This window comes from Citrobacter sp. Cpo147 (genome assembly GCF_030332405.1).
Taxonomy (GTDB): Bacteria; Pseudomonadota; Gammaproteobacteria; order Enterobacterales; family Enterobacteriaceae; genus Citrobacter; species Citrobacter portucalensis.
On sequence record NZ_JAOWHX010000033.1, the window covers coordinates 174,732 to 191,043 of the forward strand.

General features: G+C 51.8%; 17 protein-coding genes and 2 pseudogenes. 10 read left to right on the top strand and 9 right to left on the bottom strand.

The features are described from left to right. Nucleotides 1-38: 38 nt before the first annotated feature. Nucleotides 39-293: a GlsB/YeaQ/YmgE family stress response membrane protein gene (locus OGY06_RS12840; RefSeq protein WP_003020908.1), complete on the bottom strand. Its 255-nt coding sequence runs from the start codon at nt 291-293 to the stop codon at nt 39-41. A 201-nt stretch (nt 294-494) separates the two neighbouring features. On the opposite strand from OGY06_RS12840, the gene ycgR reads away from it, so the two are divergent. Beyond that, nucleotides 495-1,229: a flagellar brake protein YcgR gene (ycgR, locus tag OGY06_RS12845; protein ID WP_197385811.1), complete on the top strand. Its 735-nt coding sequence runs from the start codon at nt 495-497 to the stop codon at nt 1,227-1,229. 11 nt (nt 1,230-1,240) lie between these two features. Here the strand turns inward: ycgR and emtA are convergent, their stop codons facing one another. Next, the gene (emtA, locus tag OGY06_RS12850) at nt 1,241-1,852 is read right to left on the bottom strand and encodes a membrane-bound lytic murein transglycosylase EmtA (RefSeq protein ID WP_003020914.1); all 612 of its coding nucleotides are present in this window, start codon (nt 1,850-1,852) and stop codon (nt 1,241-1,243) included. A gap of 98 nt (nt 1,853-1,950) precedes the next feature. On the opposite strand from emtA, the gene ldcA reads away from it, so the two are divergent. Together ldcA and OGY06_RS12860 are read left to right on the top strand one after the other, a co-directional pair. Continuing rightward, nucleotides 1,951-2,865, top strand: coding sequence for a muramoyltetrapeptide carboxypeptidase (ldcA, locus tag OGY06_RS12855; protein WP_218667386.1), 915 nt, complete (start codon nt 1,951-1,953; stop codon nt 2,863-2,865). Between the two features lie 97 nt (nt 2,866-2,962). Beyond that, nucleotides 2,963-4,693, top strand: a pseudogene (locus OGY06_RS12860) (potassium/proton antiporter); the annotation flags it as partial. Here the strand turns inward: OGY06_RS12860 and OGY06_RS23305 are convergent. From OGY06_RS23305 to OGY06_RS12870, 3 genes and pseudogenes are all read right to left on the bottom strand, one after another. Beyond that, nucleotides 4,637-4,756, bottom strand: a pseudogene (locus OGY06_RS23305) (hypothetical protein); the annotation flags it as partial. The pseudogenes OGY06_RS12860 and OGY06_RS23305 sit on opposite strands and share 57 nt — an antisense overlap. 9 nt (nt 4,757-4,765) lie before the next feature. Beyond that, the gene (gene dadX, locus OGY06_RS12865) at nt 4,766-5,836 is read right to left on the bottom strand and encodes a catabolic alanine racemase DadX (protein WP_003833552.1); all 1,071 of its coding nucleotides are present in this window, start codon (nt 5,834-5,836) and stop codon (nt 4,766-4,768) included. A 12-nt stretch (nt 5,837-5,848) separates the two neighbouring features. Next, nucleotides 5,849-7,147, bottom strand: a complete 1,299-nt coding sequence (locus tag OGY06_RS12870; protein ID WP_003833553.1) for a D-amino acid dehydrogenase — start codon at nt 7,145-7,147, stop codon at nt 5,849-5,851. A gap of 322 nt (nt 7,148-7,469) precedes the next feature. Here OGY06_RS12870 and OGY06_RS12875 point away from each other — a divergent pair, with 322 nt between their 5' ends. Beyond that, a complete protein-coding gene (locus OGY06_RS12875) occupies nt 7,470-9,002 on the top strand; it encodes a SpoVR family protein (protein WP_003833557.1) in 1,533 nt (510 codons plus the stop codon). Between the two features lie 102 nt (nt 9,003-9,104). On the opposite strand, the gene fadR is transcribed toward OGY06_RS12875, so the two are convergent. After that, the gene (fadR, locus tag OGY06_RS12880; RefSeq protein WP_003833559.1) at nt 9,105-9,824 is read right to left on the bottom strand and encodes a fatty acid metabolism transcriptional regulator FadR; all 720 of its coding nucleotides are present in this window, start codon (nt 9,822-9,824) and stop codon (nt 9,105-9,107) included. Between the two features lie 236 nt (nt 9,825-10,060). Between fadR and nhaB the strand changes: the two genes are divergently transcribed. The 3 genes from nhaB (at nt 10,061) to OGY06_RS12895 (ending at nt 12,729) form a co-directional block, all read left to right on the top strand. Further along, entirely contained in the window at nt 10,061-11,605 is a 1,545-nt protein-coding gene (gene nhaB / locus OGY06_RS12885) for a Na(+)/H(+) antiporter NhaB (RefSeq protein ID WP_003833561.1), read from the top strand. A 141-nt stretch (nt 11,606-11,746) separates the two neighbouring features. After that, nucleotides 11,747-12,277: a disulfide bond formation protein DsbB gene (gene dsbB / locus OGY06_RS12890; protein WP_003844060.1), complete on the top strand. Its 531-nt coding sequence runs from the start codon at nt 11,747-11,749 to the stop codon at nt 12,275-12,277. A gap of 110 nt (nt 12,278-12,387) precedes the next feature. After that, nucleotides 12,388-12,729 carry a TehB family protein gene (locus OGY06_RS12895; RefSeq protein ID WP_003020940.1) on the top strand — a complete coding sequence of 114 codons (342 nt, stop codon included), beginning with the start codon at nt 12,388-12,390 and terminating at the stop codon, nt 12,727-12,729. A 29-nt stretch (nt 12,730-12,758) separates the two neighbouring features. Here the strand turns inward: OGY06_RS12895 and ycgN are convergent, their stop codons facing one another. The 3 genes from ycgN to OGY06_RS12910 form a co-directional block, all read right to left on the bottom strand. After that, nucleotides 12,759-13,205 carry a cysteine cluster protein YcgN gene (ycgN, locus tag OGY06_RS12900; protein ID WP_003020944.1) on the bottom strand — a complete coding sequence of 149 codons (447 nt, stop codon included), beginning with the start codon at nt 13,203-13,205 and terminating at the stop codon, nt 12,759-12,761. Nucleotides 13,206-13,297: 92 nt separating this feature from the next. Next, a complete protein-coding gene (locus OGY06_RS12905; protein WP_003833734.1) occupies nt 13,298-13,957 on the bottom strand; it encodes a fumarylacetoacetate hydrolase family protein in 660 nt (219 codons plus the stop codon). Between the two features lie 69 nt (nt 13,958-14,026). Beyond that, a complete protein-coding gene (locus tag OGY06_RS12910; protein ID WP_003833735.1) occupies nt 14,027-14,320 on the bottom strand; it encodes a YcgL domain-containing protein in 294 nt (97 codons plus the stop codon). Between the two features lie 126 nt (nt 14,321-14,446). On the opposite strand from OGY06_RS12910, the gene minC reads away from it, so the two are divergent. The 3 genes from minC to minE are packed head-to-tail and all read left to right on the top strand — an operon-like array spanning nt 14,447 to nt 16,260. Further along, nucleotides 14,447-15,154: a septum site-determining protein MinC gene (gene minC / locus OGY06_RS12915; protein WP_003833736.1), complete on the top strand. Its 708-nt coding sequence runs from the start codon at nt 14,447-14,449 to the stop codon at nt 15,152-15,154. Nucleotides 15,155-15,177: 23 nt separating this feature from the next. Further along, nucleotides 15,178-15,990 (top strand): septum site-determining protein MinD, encoded by an 813-nt coding sequence (gene minD, locus OGY06_RS12920; RefSeq protein WP_003020956.1) that lies wholly within the window; start codon nt 15,178-15,180, stop codon nt 15,988-15,990. Nucleotides 15,991-15,993: 3 nt separating this feature from the next. Continuing rightward, nucleotides 15,994-16,260 carry a cell division topological specificity factor MinE gene (minE, locus tag OGY06_RS12925; RefSeq protein ID WP_003833739.1) on the top strand — a complete coding sequence of 89 codons (267 nt, stop codon included), beginning with the start codon at nt 15,994-15,996 and terminating at the stop codon, nt 16,258-16,260. Nucleotides 16,261-16,312 lie beyond the last annotated feature (52 nt).

Below are 16,312 nucleotides of genomic sequence, written 5' to 3' on the forward strand. Positions count from 1 at the left end.
AGCCATATAGAGAAACGGCCCCCACAGGGGCCGTTCGATTAATCTCGTCGTACAAGCCGGAAGACACCCAGCACAACAATCGCGCCGACCACGGCCACCAGGAAGCTGTGGAGATTAAACCCGCTGACATCGCCGCCAATACCAAACATCGTTGCCAGCCATCCACCGACCACAGCACCGACGACACCCAGAATACAGGTCAGGATAAATCCCCCGCCATCGCGCCCCGGCATAATCAGTTTGGCGATAACCCCCGCAATCAGACCAAAAATAATCCAGGCAATAATTCCCATTTTCAGGCCCTCTTTCCAGTGAACGCACGCGCAAGACATTCCTGCGCCAGCACTTAAAGTATAGGCAAGCCGTCGCGACATGCTTTTATCACGCAGACTTAATTCATTGGGTTTGGTAAAAAATTTCATCCATTTGTATTAAGTTCCGTCGATTGATGCCGATAACCCAACGACAAACCAGGCATCCAGGAGTCATTAGGTGTGAGTAACTACAATGAGCAGTTCCTGAAGCAAAATCCGTTAGCGGTGTTAGGTGTACTTCGGGACTTAAAGTCGCAGCAGGTTCCACTGCGTATCTCCTGGTCGGGCGGCCAGTTCATCAGCAAAGTTCTGGCCGTCAGCCCGGACGAGCTGGTCATGGATTTTGGCAGCCAGAAATATGAAAACCAGGCCGTACAGCGGGCCAGCCAGATCTCGATTATCGCCGAAACGCAGGGAGCCAAAGTAGAATTCACCCTGCCACAGTTGAAAAAAGGCGAGTATCAGCAACTGCCGGCGTTTATTTCATCCTTGCCGCCTTCTCTGTGGTTTGTGCAGCGTCGCGAATATTTCCGCATCGGCGCTCCGCTGCACCCTCCCTATCGCTGCACGGCAAAAATGCCGGACAACAGCACGCTGTGCTTTCGCTTATTCGATTTATCGCTTGGCGGTATGGGCGGGCTGTTAGAAACGGCAAAACCAGAAGGACTGGTAGAAGGTATACGCTTCGCGCAGGTTGAACTGAATATGGAGCAATGGGGGGTGTATCACGTTGACGCCCAGCTCATTTCCATTAGCGAGCGCAAAGTTATCGACAGCAAAAACGAAACCATTACCACTCCCCGCCTGAGCTTTCGTTTTCTCAACGTCGGCCCGGCGGTGGAGCGGAACTTACAGCGGATTATTTTTTCCCTTGAACGCGAGGCCCGGGAAAAATCGAATAAGGTGCGCGAGTAAACTCACACGAACTACATCACATCCAGCGCTTGTTGAAGCTTCCAGATATAGCGCGGGGCCTGCGGCGCCGGATGATTGTCCGCAACATGTTCAATAAATTCATCCGGGCTGAGATCGTTGATCTTATTGATGGCTTTCTTCCTGTCGGAAGAGAACGTTCGCAGCAATGCGCCCGCGCCGTTGGCGTACGATACTACCAGCGCATACTGCATCACTTGCGGATCCTCGATCCCGGCCAGCGGCCCGGTTTCGAGAATACTCAGGTATGCGGCCCCCATGGAGATATTGCGTTCGGGGTTTTTCAACTCGCTGGTCGACGGCTCTCCGCTCCAACCCATGCGGCGATAAACATCGCGTCCTGAAGTTGAGGCTTTCAACTGCATCAGACCAATCGCATTGGACTTACTGACCGCATTCGGATTTCCGCCTGATTCAATGGCAATAATTGCGGTAATCAATTGTGGACTGACACCCCAGGCCGCACCGGCTTTTTCACTGATTGGCATCCATTGCATTGCGCGTTTAACCGGAACTTCAGCATTCCACGGCGGGTTTTTGTAATCATGTTTTGAACTACAGCCCGCAAGTAATACAACCAAAAAAGCAAACCATCTCAATTTCACGTCATCTATCCTTATAGCCGGAACCTGTCGCTGAGGTGACAACGACATACCTACGCGGCATGATATACATTTGGTTTTAGTTGTAGCAAGGAAATGCCATGTCCCGGTTTCACTTAATTTCCCCGTCGGGCTACTGTATCAATCAGCAGGCTGCCTTACGTGGGCTTGCGCGTCTTACTGAGGCCGGTCATCAGGTCGACAATTCAGCAGTCATTGCGCGCCGCTGCCAGCGTTTTGCAGGTACAGAGGCAGAAAGGCTTGCTGATGTTAACTCGCTCGTTAATCTGAAAACCCCCGATACTATTGTGATGGCGGTACGCGGCGGCTATGGCGCGAGCCGTTTACTGGCAGAAATTGACTGGCAGGGGCTGGCAGCCCGCCAGCAACAAGATCCGTTGCTGCTGTGCGGACACAGCGATTTTACGGCGATCCAGTGTGGTCTGCTGGCACAGGGGAATGTGATTAGCTTCAGCGGCCCGATGCTGGCGGCGAACTTCGGCGCCGAAGAAATGAACGCATTCACCGAGTACCATTTCTGGCAGGCTTTGCGTAATGCCCAATTTACCCTCGAATGGCAGGGTGAGGGTCCGCAGTGCGCAACTGAAGGTACACTGTGGGGCGGAAATCTGGCGATGATCATTTCGCTGATGGGTACACCGTGGATGCCGGCTATCAAAAACGGCATTTTGGTGCTGGAAGACATTAACGAGCATCCATTCCGTGTCGAGCGTATGCTGCTGCAGCTGTACCACGCCGGAATACTAGCCCAGCAAAACGCCATTATTCTTGGCAGTTTTAGCGGTAGCGCACCCAATGATTACGATGCCGGTTACAATCTTGATTCAGTTTGTGATTTTCTGCGCGCCAGATTATCAGTACCGTTGATCTGCGGCCTCGATTTTGGCCATGAACAACGCACTGTCACCTTGCCTTTGGGAGCCAATGCGGTGCTGAAAAATGATAAAAACGGCACTCAGCTCACCTTAAGTGGGCATCCGGTACTAAAATCGTAAAAAAAGCGGCTAATAGGGCTAAGTAAAACGCTGTTTCTGTCGTTATTATGGTAGGGTTTATTAATACGAAACAGCGTAATTCAGGAGTAACCGAACGTTGGATGCCGCAGCAATTATTAGCCTTTTTATTTTGGGTTCCGTTCTCGTCACCTGCAGTATCTTACTCAGTTCATTCTCATCACGTCTCGGTATCCCAATTCTGGTGATATTTCTCGCTATCGGTATGTTAGCGGGCGTGGATGGTATAGGCGGCATACCTTTCGATAACTATCCATTCGCCTACATGGTGAGTAACCTGGCACTGGCGGTTATCCTGCTCGACGGCGGGATGCGCACCCAGGCCAGCTCTTTTCGCGTTGCGTTAGGCCCGGCGCTATCGTTGGCGACGGTCGGTGTGCTGATTACTTCCGGACTCACCGGCATGATGGCCGCGTGGCTGTTTCATCTGGATCTTATCGAAGGACTCCTGATTGGCGCGATTGTTGGTTCAACCGACGCCGCGGCGGTCTTTTCCCTGCTTGGCGGTAAGGGGCTTAACGAACGCGTTGGCTCTACGCTGGAAATTGAATCCGGCAGTAATGACCCGATGGCCGTGTTTTTGACCATCACGCTCATCGCCATGATCCAAAACCACGAGACCGGTTTAAGCTGGATGTTCGCGGTGCACATTATCCAGCAGTTTGGCTTAGGCATCATTATCGGTCTTGGCGGTGGATATATGCTCCAGCAGATGATTAACCGCATTTCGCTGCCTGCCGGACTGTATCCTCTATTGGCGTTAAGCGGTGGGATCCTGATTTTTGCCCTGACCACTGCGCTGGAAGGCAGCGGTATTCTGGCGGTTTATCTATGTGGTTTCCTGCTGGGTAATCGCCCTATTCGCAACCGGTTTGGCATTCTGCAAAACTTCGACGGTCTGGCCTGGCTGGCGCAAATCGCCATGTTCCTGGTGCTCGGACTGCTGGTTACGCCATCCGACCTGCTGCCTATCGCAATCCCGGCACTGATTTTGTCTGCGTGGATGATATTCATTGCCCGCCCGCTTTCGGTCTTCGCGGGACTGCTGCCGTTTCGTGGCTTTAATTTGCGCGAGCGCATTTTCATCAGTTGGGTGGGTCTGCGCGGTGCGGTACCCATCATCCTCGCCGTCTTCCCAATGATGGCGGGTCTGGAGAACGCGCGCCTGTTCTTTAACGTCGCCTTCTTCGTGGTACTTATCTCGTTGCTGTTTCAGGGAACGTCGCTTTCATGGGCTGCTAAAAAAGCCAAAGTGGTGGTCCCTCCCGTCGGCTGGCCCGTGTCGCGCATTGGTCTGGATATTCATCCGGATAACCCGTGGGAGCAGTTTGTTTATCAGCTCAGCGCGGATAAGTGGTGTGTGGGCGCCGCACTGCGCGACCTGCATATGCCGGAAGAAACGCGAATAGCCGCCCTGTTTCGTGACAACGTGCTGTTTCACCCCTCCGGCAGTACGCGTCTTCGCGAAGGCGATGTATTGTGTGTTATTGGCCGCGAGCGCGATCTCCCGGCTCTTGGCAAGCTGTTCAGCCAGTCGCCACCTGTGTCGTTAGACCAGCGCTTCTTCGGTGATTTTATTCTTGAAGCCAGCGCAAAATATGCCGATGTGGCGCTGATTTATGGCCTGGATGATGGCACCGAATATCGTGATAAGCAGCAAACGCTGGGTGAAATTGTCCAGCATCTGCTTGGTGCCGCGCCGGTCGTCGGTGACCAGGTGGAATTCGCTGGTATGATCTGGACGGTGGCCGAGAAGGAAGATAATGCAGTGCTGAAGGTTGGTGTTCGCGTTGCTGAAGATGAGGATGAGGATGAGTAAAGCGGATGTTTTTGCCGGGTGGCGGCTGCGCCTTACCCGGCCCACAAAATGCACTAAATAAAGTTACACCGTCACAACTGGCACGCGCAGCGCCAGAGAACACATTAACTCGTAGCCTACCGTACCTGCGGCGGTGGCCACATCGTCAATTTTAATCTCTTTGCCCCACAGCTCTACCGGCGTCCCGATCCCTGCCTGCGGGCACGGTGTCAGATCTACCGCCAACATATCCATTGAGACTGTCCCCACCGTCCCGGTACGTACACCATCCACCAGCACAGGCGTTCCGCTTGGCGCATGGCGTGGATAACCGTCTGCATAGCCGGTCGCTACAATGCCAATGCGCTGCTCGCCGCTGGCAGTGTAACGTCCACCGTAGCCCACCCGATCGCCAGCTTTCAGCGTTTGTATGCCGATTATCTCGCTGCTCAAAGTCATCACTGGCTTCAGGCCGGTGTTAGCGATGTCTCGCCATTGTCCCGAAGGCGATGCGCCATACAAAATAATGCCCGGACGAACCCAGTCATAATGCGCTTCAGGGTGCCACAGCGTGGCGGCCGAATTCGACAGCGATCGTCTGCACTCCAGCCCTTCAGTTGCCTGCGCAATACGCGCCATAGCTTCCTGAATACCTTCCGGGTGCTCTGCATCGGCAAAATGCGACATCAGCGTCATTTCACCGACGTTGGGCATCGCCCGCAGCTGTTGCCAGACCGTGGGAACTCTTTCCGGTAAAAACCCAAGCCGGTTCATACCACTGTTCACCTTCAGGTAAACATCGAGCGGCGCCTTCAGGCGCGCATTCTGCAATGCTTTTAGCTGCCAGTTACTGTGTACACAGGTGGTTAGTCGATAATTGTCATATACAGTCAGGTCTTCAGCGTGGAAAAAACCCTCCAGCATGAGTATCGGGCCTTTCCATCCACGCTCGCGTAGGGTTATCGCCTCTTCAAGATTGAGCATGGCAAAACCATCGGTTGTGCCCAACGCATTCCAGACGCGTTCAATACCGTGTCCATACGCATTGGCTTTTACCACCGACCAGACGCGGGCGTCCGGCGCGGCCTGGCGGGTAATGGTCAGATTTTGTTTCAACGCCTGCAGGTCAATGCTGGCCAGTATCGGGCGGGTCATCTCACGTCCTTATCAGTTATGTGCGCCATGTAAATGCCGTGGACGAGAGGGGGTAAACCCCGGACTGTAACGCGCCACGCTCAGATCGTCATAAGGTATGGCTGGCGTGCGGCCAGAAAGGATATCGCTCAGCAGCTGACCGGAGCCGCAGGCCATGGTCCAACCCAGCGTGCCGTGGCCGGTATTGAGCAGCAGATTCTTAAAGCGGGTGCGCCCCACCACCGGCGTTCCGTCCGGCGTCATCGGACGCAGTCCGGTCCAGAAGGTTGCCTGCTCCACATGACCGCCGCGCGGGAAGAGATCGCGTACGACCATTTCCAGCGTTTCACGACGAGGTTGTAGCAGTTCTGTATTAAAGCCGACAATCTCCGCCATACCGCCTACGCGAATACGATTGTCAAAGCGGGTAATAGCGATTTTGTAGGTTTCATCAAGGATAGTAGAAACCGGCGCACCGTCGTCTTGCGCCACCGGAATGGTCAACGAATAGCCTTTGAGCGGATAGACCGGGATATCAACGATCCCTTTCAGCATTGCCGTGGAGTACGAACCAAACGCCATCACATAGGCATCGGCTTTAACTATCTCTTCGCCGCACTGGACGCCATAAATCTGCTCACCATCGCTCAGCAGCTTATCGACCGGGGTATTAAAGCGAAACTTAACGCCTGCCTGCTCCGCCATCTGCGCCAGACGCTGGGTAAACAGCTGGCAGTCGCCGGTTTCATCATTCGGTAAGCGCAGACCACCGGTCAGTTTGTGCGCCACTTCTGCCAGTGCGGGTTCGACTTCCGCCAGACGGTTTGCTTCCAGCAGTTGATATGGCACGCCAGCATCTTCTAGCACGGCGATATCGCGAGTGGCGTTCTCATACTGTTGGGCAGTACGGAAAAGTTGCAGGGTTCCGCCCTGACGTCCTTCGTACTCGATACCGGTAGAGGCGCGCAGCGCTTTCAGGCAATCACGGCTGTATTCCGCCAGCCGCACCATGCGTCCTTTATTTTCCATATAGTGGCTGGTGTCACAGTTGCGCAGCATCTGCCACATCCATTTCAACTGGAACTGGGTTCCGTCAAGACGGACGGCCAGCGGAGCATGGCGCTGAAACATCCACTTAATTGCTTTTAGCGGTACGCCTGGTGCCGCCCATGGTGCTGCATAACCTGGAGAGATTTGCCCCGCGTTCGCCGCACTGGTTTCCAGTGCCGGACCGGGCTCACGATCAATGACGGTGACATCGTGTCCAGCCTGACTTAAGTACCAGGCGCTGGTCACGCCAACGACACCACTTCCCAGTATGACAACTCGCATAGCCACTCCGTTAACAGTAAAAGAACAATCATCTAATTACATCTTGATAACTCAGTTGAAAATATTATTCAACATATGGCTTTTTTATGGTGACTTACCTCACATATAGCGGTGATGGCTGGGGACTCTCCGCTTTGGCATCTCCTGCTGTGCGTTATTTTTATCCAGCATAAAATTTTGCGGCCATGCCATTTTTCGACGCCTCGCTAACGTGAAATCGCAAAGAAAAAATTTCTGCCGCAGCACGTTTTTTAACACCATGATCTATGCTTGACATGAGGTACTCCAGACAGAGAGTGCCGCCAACAATGAGGGTGCGCGAATGGCTACGATTGATTCCATGAACAAGGACAGCACACGGTTAAGCGATGGACCCGACTGGACGTTTGATCTGCTGGATGTCTATCTGGCAGAGATAGACCGCGTGGCGAAACTCTACAGACTGGACACCTACCCGCACCAAATCGAGGTGATCACCTCCGAACAGATGATGGACGCTTACTCCAGCGTCGGGATGCCGATCAACTATCCTCACTGGTCGTTTGGTAAAAAGTTTATTGAAACCGAGCGCTTGTATAAGCATGGTCAGCAGGGACTGGCCTATGAGATTGTTATCAACTCCAATCCGTGTATCGCGTATCTGATGGAGGAGAACACCATCACCATGCAGGCGCTGGTGATGGCGCATGCCTGCTACGGACACAACTCCTTCTTCAAAAACAACTACCTGTTCCGAAGCTGGACGGATGCCAGTTCCATTGTCGATTACCTGATCTTCGCGCGAAACTATATAACCCAGTGTGAAGAGCGTTACGGCGTGGATGAAGTCGAAAAGCTGCTCGACTCCTGCCATGCGCTGATGAACTACGGCGTTGACCGTTACAAACGCCCGCAAAAAATCTCCCTACAGGAAGAGAAAGCCCGTCAGAAAAGCCGTGAAGAGTATCTGCAAAGCCAGGTGAATATGTTGTGGCGCACACTGCCGAAGAAAGAGGAAGAGAAAACCGTGGCGGAAGCCCGCCGTTATCCCTCTGAGCCACAGGAGAACCTGCTGTACTTCATGGAGAAGAATGCCCCGCTGCTGGAGTCCTGGCAACGCGAGGTGTTGCGCATTGTACGCAAGGTCAGCCAGTATTTTTATCCGCAGAAACAGACGCAGGTGATGAACGAAGGCTGGGCCACTTTCTGGCATTACACCATCCTGAACCACCTTTATGATGAAGGTAAAGTCACCGAACGGTTTATGCTGGAGTTTCTGCATAGCCATACCAATGTGGTATTTCAGCCGCCCTACAACAGCCCGTGGTATAGCGGGATAAACCCTTATGCCCTGGGGTTTGCCATGTTCCAGGATATCAAACGTATTTGTCAGTCGCCGACCGAGGAGGACAAATACTGGTTCCCGGACATAGCGGGTTCTGACTGGCTGGAAACCCTGCATTTCGCGATGCGCGATTTCAAAGATGAGAGCTTTATCAGCCAGTTCCTGTCACCAAAGGTGATGCGTGATTTCCGTCTGTTCACCGTGCTGGATGACGATCGTCACAACTACCTGGAGATATCTGCGATTCATAATGAGGAAGGATATCGTGAGATCCGCAACAGGTTGTCGTCGCAATACAACCTCAGCAACCTGGAGCCGAATATTCAAATCTGGAACGTCGATCTGCGTGGCGACCGTTCGCTCACCTTACGCTACATTCCGCATAACCGCGCGCCGCTGGATAAAGGACGCAAAGAAGTGCTCAAGCACGTACACCGGCTTTGGGGTTTTGACGTGATGCTGGAGCAACAGAATGAAGATGGCAGCGTGGAGCTGTTGGAGCGTTGCCCGCCAAGGATGAACGGTCTGTAAATCTTATTACCGGAGGCGGTGTAAACACCATATCCGGCCTACGAAGTGCACGTATTGTAGGCCGGATAAGACGCTTTGGCGTCGCCATCCGGCATGGAGCGATTAACGGCCCTGAATAGCTAAGTCGCCCGGCAGGCTCTTCTGCATACGATGCCAAATTTCGCCGCTGTCGTGACCATAGCGGCGCACCGTTTCATACACCTGCTCATGAGCGCCCTGCTCGCAGAGTTCTGACAGTTTACGGTAGAAGCTCAGCGCCAGCGCGCGCGCTTCCGGATTGGCAAAATAATGACGGCCAATGCGGGTATATAATCCTTTCATACCGTTGAGGATCAAACCGTAAATCGGATTGCCGGAGGCAAATGCCAGACCGCGGAAAATGTTATAATCCAGATCGGCAAATGCGTCAGCGTGGTCGGCCACCTGATTTGCCGTCGCCAGAACCTCCTGCGCTTTATCAGGATGCTGGCGAAACGCAGTACGAACAAAGATCGTTGAAATATTGGTACGCACAGACAGCAGATTATCAATCAACTGCGGGACACTCTCGTGATCGAGACGCGCCAGCGTTTCAAGAATATTCAGCCCGGAGGTTTCCCAGAAGTTATTCACCTTCGTCGGTTTGCCGTGTTGAATGGTCAACCAGCCATCTCGCGCCAACCGCTGCAATACTTCGCGTAGCGTGGTACGTGTCACCCCAATAAGTTCGGAGAGTTCACGTTCAGCGGGCAAAATAGTGCCAGGTGGGAAGCGGTTATTCCAGATACTTTCAATGATGTATTCTTCCGCGAACCCAGCCGGGCTTTGCGCCTTAATGACCATAGTAAAAATTCCATTACACAGCAAAACATAGTTACACACATCATACCAGATGGGTATCTTAGCTGATAGCTGACGCAATGAAGAAAAAGTGGATCAAGGCTTCATTTTCCAAATAACGCTACAGTACAGCCAACCTTGTCAGTCTCGTGAATAGCTTGCCTGTACTCCCTCCTCCCGCTAAGCTTTGCGGTCAAACATAAAAACATGATTTCATTTTTAAAGGTAGGGAAATCACCATGGAGCTATCATGGGGCCGCGCGATGTGGCGCAATTTTTTAGGTCAATCACCAGACTGGTACAAACTTGCACTGCTTGTCTTCTTAGTCGTCAACCCGATTATTTTTTTCATCAACCCTTTTATCGCCGGCTGGTTGCTGGTGGCCGAGTTCATTTTCACGCTGGCGATGGCGTTAAAATGCTACCCACTGCTGCCAGGCGGGCTGTTGGCTATCGAAGCTGTCATTATTGGCATGACCAGCGCCACGCATGTGCGTGAAGAGGTTGCCGCAAACCTTGAGGTGTTATTGCTGCTGATGTTTATGGTGGCAGGCATCTACTTTATGAAGCAGTTATTACTGTTTATTTTCACGCGTCTGCTGCTCACTATTCGCTCCAAGACGCTGCTGTCGCTGTCTTTTTGTGTTGCAGCCGCTTTCCTCTCGGCGTTCCTCGATGCGTTGACCGTCGTGGCCGTGGTGATCAGCGTTGCGGTCGGTTTTTATGGTATCTACCATCGCGTTGCTTCTTCTCGCGCGGAAGACAACAACATGCTCGATGACAGCCATATCGATCAGCACAATAAAGTCGTACTTGAGCAGTTCCGAGGTTTTCTGCGTAGCCTGATGATGCACGCGGGTGTCGGTACGGCGTTAGGCGGCGTGATGACCATGGTGGGCGAACCACAAAACCTGATTATCGCCAAAGCAGCTGGCTGGCATTTTGGTGACTTCTTCCTGCGCATGTCGCCGGTTACCGTCCCGGTACTGATTTGCGGCCTGTTAACCTGTGTGCTGGTCGAGAAATTACGCTGGTTTGGCTATGGCGAAACGCTGCCGGAGACCGTCCGTGATGTCCTGCAACAGTTTGACGATCAGAGCCGCCAACAACGTACCCGTCAGGACAAAATCAAACTGATTGTCCAGGCGATTATTGGCGTCTGGCTGGTCGTTGCTTTGGCCCTGCACCTGGCAGAAGTCGGATTGATCGGTTTGTCGGTCATCATTCTGGCAACCTCGTTGACCGGCGTCACCGACGAACATGCGATAGGTAAAGCCTTTACCGAGTCGCTACCCTTCACCGCGCTGCTGACCGTGTTCTTCTCTATTGTCGCGGTGATTATCGATCAACAGCTCTTTTCGCCGATAATTCAGTTTGTTTTGCAGTCTTCTGAGCATGCTCAACTGACGCTGTTTTATCTCTTCAACGGCCTGCTGTCTTCGATCTCTGATAACGTTTTTGTCGGCACTATTTACATTAACGAAGCCAAAGCCGCACTGGAACAAGGGACTATCAGTCTCAACCAGTATGAGCTGTTGGCGGTGGCAATCAATACCGGGACCAACCTGCCTTCCGTGGCCACACCAAACGGCCAGGCCGCATTCCTGTTCCTGCTGACCTCTGCACTGGCGCCATTGATTCGCCTCTCTTATGGTCGCATGGTGTGGATGGCCCTGCCGTACACTCTCGTCCTGACGCTCGTTGGTCTGCTTTGCGTCGAGTTCACGCTGGTACCGGTGACCGAGTGGATGACTCAAACGGGCTGGTTAGCTACACTTTCATAACAATTAACCGGGCAAATCACTGCCCGGTTTGACTTTTTGCATGATAAATATCCGATTACGCAAATTTTCAATTCCCGCTAGTGGCGCATAAAGTGAATTGGTTTAAACTGCGGTCTCTACGCATGTTGCAGGGAAATGATTATGTTGCGATTTTTAAACCAGTGCTCCCGAGGTCGTGGAGCATGGTTATTGTTGGCGTTAACCGCCTTTGCGCTGGAGCTCGTCGCGCTGTGGTTCCAGCACGTCATGCTGCTAAAACCTTGCGTGTTGTGTATTTACGAACGTAGCGCATTATTCGGCGTGATGGGTGCAGGGCTGGTTGGTGCTATCGCACCAAAAACACCGCTGCGCTATGTGGCGATGATAATCTGGATTTACAGTGCCTGGCGCGGACTTCAGTTAGCGTATGAGCACACCATGATTCAGCTGCACCCATCACCGTTTATGACCTGTGATTTTGCCGCACGCTTCCCAAGCTGGCTGCCACTGGACAAATGGCTGCCGCAGGTGTTTTTAGCGTCCGGTGACTGTGCTGAGCGCCAGTGGTCTTTTTTAACCCTGGAAATGCCGCAGTGGCTGTTGGGGATCTTCGCCGCCTACCTGGTGGTCGCCGTGCTGGTGGTGATAGCACAGCCGTTCAAGCCGAAAAAACGTGACCTCTTCGGTCGCTAACAGAGACGCTCCTTCGGGAGCGTTTTTTTTGCCTTAAATTCATTGCCTGCTGGCATCTATAAGATGTATATTAAATACATCTTATAGATGCCGCACCAAGGAGATGTCTTATGTCCCATTTACGCATCCCGGCAAACTGGAAAGTTAAACGCTCTACTCCCTTCTTTACCAAAGACAACGTCCCTGCAGCACTGCTTTCTCACCATAACACTGCAGCAGGCGTTTTTGGCCAGCTTTGTGTGATGGAAGGTACGGTAACGTATTACGGCTTTGCCAATGAAGACGCAAAAGAGCCTGAAGTAAAAGTGGTGATTAATGCCGGTCAGTTTGCGACCAGTCCACCGCAGTATTGGCATCGCGTTGAATTAAGCGACGACGCCCAATTCAACATCAATTTCTGGGTTGAAGATGACAACCATGGAGATGAGATGTATCAGGCGAAAAAGTCTTAAGCCTTAACGCCTGCTAATCGATGGGCGGCTTAGTCCGCCCATGAAGGTTTGTTCAGAATATGATCCTGCCAGTCACGCACTTCCGATTCTTTCACCGCAATATGACGTACTGAAATACGTTCACCGTGCATCGCCGCTTTTGATCCCGTCAGCAGTGGATGCCACTCCGGCAGCCCTTTACCTTCCGCTAGCAGACGATACGCACAGGTCATCGGCAGCCATTCAAAGGTAGGCAGATTATCGCGCGTCAGTTTGATACAGTCAGGCTCGTACTCGAATCGACGTTCGTAATTACGGCACTGACAGGTTTTGATATTGAGTTGCTTACACGCGACGTTAGTAAAATAGATTTCGTCGGTGTCTTCATCCATCAGCTTATGCAGGCAGCATTGACCACACCCGTCACATAATGACTCCCACTCGGCATCGGTCATTTCATCCAGGGTTTTACTTTGCCAGAAAGGTATGTCGCTCATCAGGGTATCCGCTATTGCAATAAAGCTGCACCTTATAACCAGTCTGGCACGCTGATGCAAGTTTTGCCGCCCGAAAAGGCGGCAAGAAGAGATTACAGCACGCGTGTCGTCAGCGTTTGACCATGAAAACTGATAGCCAGTTCATCACCGCTGTTTAACGGCCCAACGCCCGCTGGCGTCCCCGTCAACACAACATCGCCCGCTTTGAGGGTAAAGAAACGACTCATGTAGGCAATCAAAGGAACGATTTGATGGATCATATCCGCCGTGGTGCCGTGCTGACGCTGTTCACCGTTGACCGTTAATCCGAGCATCGTATCCTGTGGATCGCCGTTAAACTCCGCCACCGGAATAAACCCTGACAGCGGGCAAGAGTTATCAAAACCCTTCGCTTTTTCCCATGGCTGCCCCGCCTTCTTCATTTTGCCCTGAATATCACGCAGGGTCAGATCCAACGCGACGCCATAGCCCGCGATGGCTTTGCGCACATGTTCTTCCGTCGCCTGACGTAAGGTCGCGCCAATCAAAACAGCCAGCTCAACTTCATGGTGAACCGAACCCATATCCGATGGGATAACCAGCGGCTGACGCAAATCGCACAGCGCGGTTTCCGGTTTAATAAACAGCACCGGCTCTTCCGGAGGCGTTCCACCCATCTCTTTAATATGGTTGGCATAGTTACTCCCTACGCAAACCACCTTACTCACCGGATAATCCAGCAGAGCACCATGCCAATTATGATGTTGATACATTACTTTCCCCTAACGTAGTTATCAATTTCAGGTACTGCATCGATGGGGCGTGCTGCTGCCGGATGCAGTTTAACGTTTATCGTCTGGTGTATTTTGTTTCGTCGCGGCCAGATGCTGTTTAAGTAAATCTTCTGGCGGCGGTGGTATTTGTAAATAATAGCCCTGCTCGGTGAGTGCCTGTTTTACTTTTTCCAGATCGGCATTAACCAGCTTTTTACGGCCATCAAGCGGCAACATCATTGCCAGCGTAGGCTGACCAAATCCTTTCATCAGTTCTTCAGGAACTCGCGAGAAATCGTCTTTTTTTTCGACATATAAATAGGTCTGGTCACGTTTACTGCTTCGGTAGATCACACAAAACATATCTTTTACTCTGAATTCACGGAATGGTGGCTTGCCTCAATATAATACTGACTATAACATGCCTTATAGTCTTCGGAATATCACCCCGCGCTGGGGATGATAAATAGCAAATTGAGTAAGGCCAGGATGTCAAACACGCCAATCGAGCTTAAAGGCAGTAGCTTCACCTTATCCGTGGTTCATTTACATGAAGCAGAACCCGAGGTTATTCGTCAGGCGTTGGAAGACAAAATCGCGCAGGCACCTGCTTTTTTAAAACATGCTCCCGTAGTGGTTAACGTGAGTGGTCTTGAAAGCCCGGTAAACTGGTCAGCGCTGCAGAAGGTTGTCGCGTCTACCGGATTGCGCATTATCGGCGTTAGCGGATGCAAAGACGCCAGACTCAAGGCTGAAATCGACGAAATGGGTCTTCCTTTACTGACTGAAGGTAAAGAAAAAGCTATTCGTCCTGCGCCCGTTGAGGCCCCGGCTCCCGTCGCTCCGCCACAAAACGTTACTCCCATCACAAAAACACGATTAATAAATGTGCCGGTTCGTTCCGGTCAGCGCATTTATGCACCACAATGTGATCTGATTGTTACAAGCCACGTCAGTGCAGGCGCAGAGCTTATCGCTGATGGCAATATTCATGTTTATGGAATGATGAGAGGCCGTGCGTTGGCAGGCGCAAGCGGTGACCGGGAAGCGCAAATTTTTTGTACCCATCTGACGGCAGAACTGGTGTCTATCGCAGGTGTTTATTGGCTGAGTGATAAAATCCCAGCAGAATTTTATGGCAAAGCGGCACGTCTGCAATTAGCAGAAAACGCTTTGACAGTTCAACCGTTGAATTGATCCCTTTTTAACAAGGAATTTCTATGGCACGCATTATTGTTGTTACTTCGGGTAAAGGGGGCGTTGGCAAAACCACCTCCAGCGCGGCCATCGCTACAGGTTTGGCCCAGAAGGGAAAGAAAACTGTCGTTATTGATTTTGATATCGGCCTGCGTAATCTTGATCTGATTATGGGTTGTGAACGCCGCGTCGTTTACGACTTCGTCAACGTTATTCAGGGCGATGCGTCGTTAAATCAGGCGCTAATCAAAGATAAGCGTACCGAAAATCTCTTTATTCTTCCGGCCTCACAAACTCGCGATAAAGACGCGTTGACGCGTGAAGGCGTCGCGAAAGTTCTGGACGATCTGAAAACGATGGAATTCGACTTCATCGTCTGCGACTCTCCGGCGGGTATTGAAACCGGTGCGCTGATGGCCCTCTATTTTGCAGATGAAGCGATTATTACCACCAACCCGGAAGTCTCCTCTGTACGTGACTCTGACCGTATTCTGGGTATTCTGGCGTCGAAATCTCGTCGCGCGGAAAACGGTGAAGATCCAATTAAAGAGCATCTGCTGCTTACGCGCTACAACCCTGGCCGCGTAAATAAAGGTGACATGCTGAGCATGGAAGACGTACTGGAAATTCTGCGAATCAAGCTGGTTGGCGTGATTCCTGAAGATCAGTCAGTCCTGCGCGCGTCTAACCAGGGTGAGCCGGTTATTCTCGACATCAATGCTGATGCCGGTAAAGCCTATGCTGATACCGTAGACCGTCTGTTGGGAGAAGAACGTCCTTTCCGCTTCATTGAAGAAGAGAAGAAAGGTTTCCTCAAACGCCTGTTCGGAGGATAAGTTATGGCATTACTGGATTTTTTTCTCTCGCGGAAAAAGAGCACAGCGAACATCGCTAAAGAGCGACTGCAGATTATTGTTGCGGAACGTCGTCGTAGTGACGCCGAGCCACATTATTTACCGCAGCTGCGCAAGGATATTCTCGACGTTATCTGCAAGTATGTACAAATTGATCCCGAAATGGTCACGGTACAACTTGAACAAAAAGACGGCGATATTTCGATCCTCGAACTTAACGTGACATTACCTGAAGCGGAAGAGTCTAAATAAGCTCTTTTGTCGCTAAATCATGGTTACGAAAAAGGCAGATTATTCTGCCTTT

What these genes read in the sequence shown, in the direction of transcription:
- OGY06_RS12870 (WP_003833553.1), bottom strand. Translation starts at nt 7,147, where the DNA reads ATGCGAGTTGTCATACTGGGAAGTGGTGTCGTTGGCGTGACCAGCGCC.
- nhaB (WP_003833561.1), top strand. Translation starts at nt 10,061, where the DNA reads ATGGAGCTATCATGGGGCCGCGCGATGTGGCGCAATTTTTTAGGTCAA.
- minC (WP_003833736.1), top strand. Translation starts at nt 14,447, where the DNA reads ATGTCAAACACGCCAATCGAGCTTAAAGGCAGTAGCTTCACCTTATCC.
- ldcA (WP_218667386.1), top strand. Translation starts at nt 1,951, where the DNA reads ATGTCCCGGTTTCACTTAATTTCCCCGTCGGGCTACTGTATCAATCAG.
- OGY06_RS12895 (WP_003020940.1), top strand. Translation starts at nt 12,388, where the DNA reads ATGTCCCATTTACGCATCCCGGCAAACTGGAAAGTTAAACGCTCTACT.
- ycgN (WP_003020944.1), bottom strand. Translation starts at nt 13,205, where the DNA reads ATGAGCGACATACCTTTCTGGCAAAGTAAAACCCTGGATGAAATGACC.
- dadX (WP_003833552.1), bottom strand. Translation starts at nt 5,836, where the DNA reads ATGACCCGCCCGATACTGGCCAGCATTGACCTGCAGGCGTTGAAACAA.
- OGY06_RS12910 (WP_003833735.1), bottom strand. Translation starts at nt 14,320, where the DNA reads ATGTTTTGTGTGATCTACCGAAGCAGTAAACGTGACCAGACCTATTTA.
- OGY06_RS12840 (WP_003020908.1), bottom strand. Translation starts at nt 293, where the DNA reads ATGGGAATTATTGCCTGGATTATTTTTGGTCTGATTGCGGGGGTTATC.
- fadR (WP_003833559.1), bottom strand. Translation starts at nt 9,824, where the DNA reads ATGGTCATTAAGGCGCAAAGCCCGGCTGGGTTCGCGGAAGAATACATC.
- minD (WP_003020956.1), top strand. Translation starts at nt 15,178, where the DNA reads ATGGCACGCATTATTGTTGTTACTTCGGGTAAAGGGGGCGTTGGCAAA.
- OGY06_RS12905 (WP_003833734.1), bottom strand. Translation starts at nt 13,957, where the DNA reads ATGTATCAACATCATAATTGGCATGGTGCTCTGCTGGATTATCCGGTG.
- minE (WP_003833739.1), top strand. Translation starts at nt 15,994, where the DNA reads ATGGCATTACTGGATTTTTTTCTCTCGCGGAAAAAGAGCACAGCGAAC.
- dsbB (WP_003844060.1), top strand. Translation starts at nt 11,747, where the DNA reads ATGTTGCGATTTTTAAACCAGTGCTCCCGAGGTCGTGGAGCATGGTTA.
- OGY06_RS12875 (WP_003833557.1), top strand. Translation starts at nt 7,470, where the DNA reads ATGGCTACGATTGATTCCATGAACAAGGACAGCACACGGTTAAGCGAT.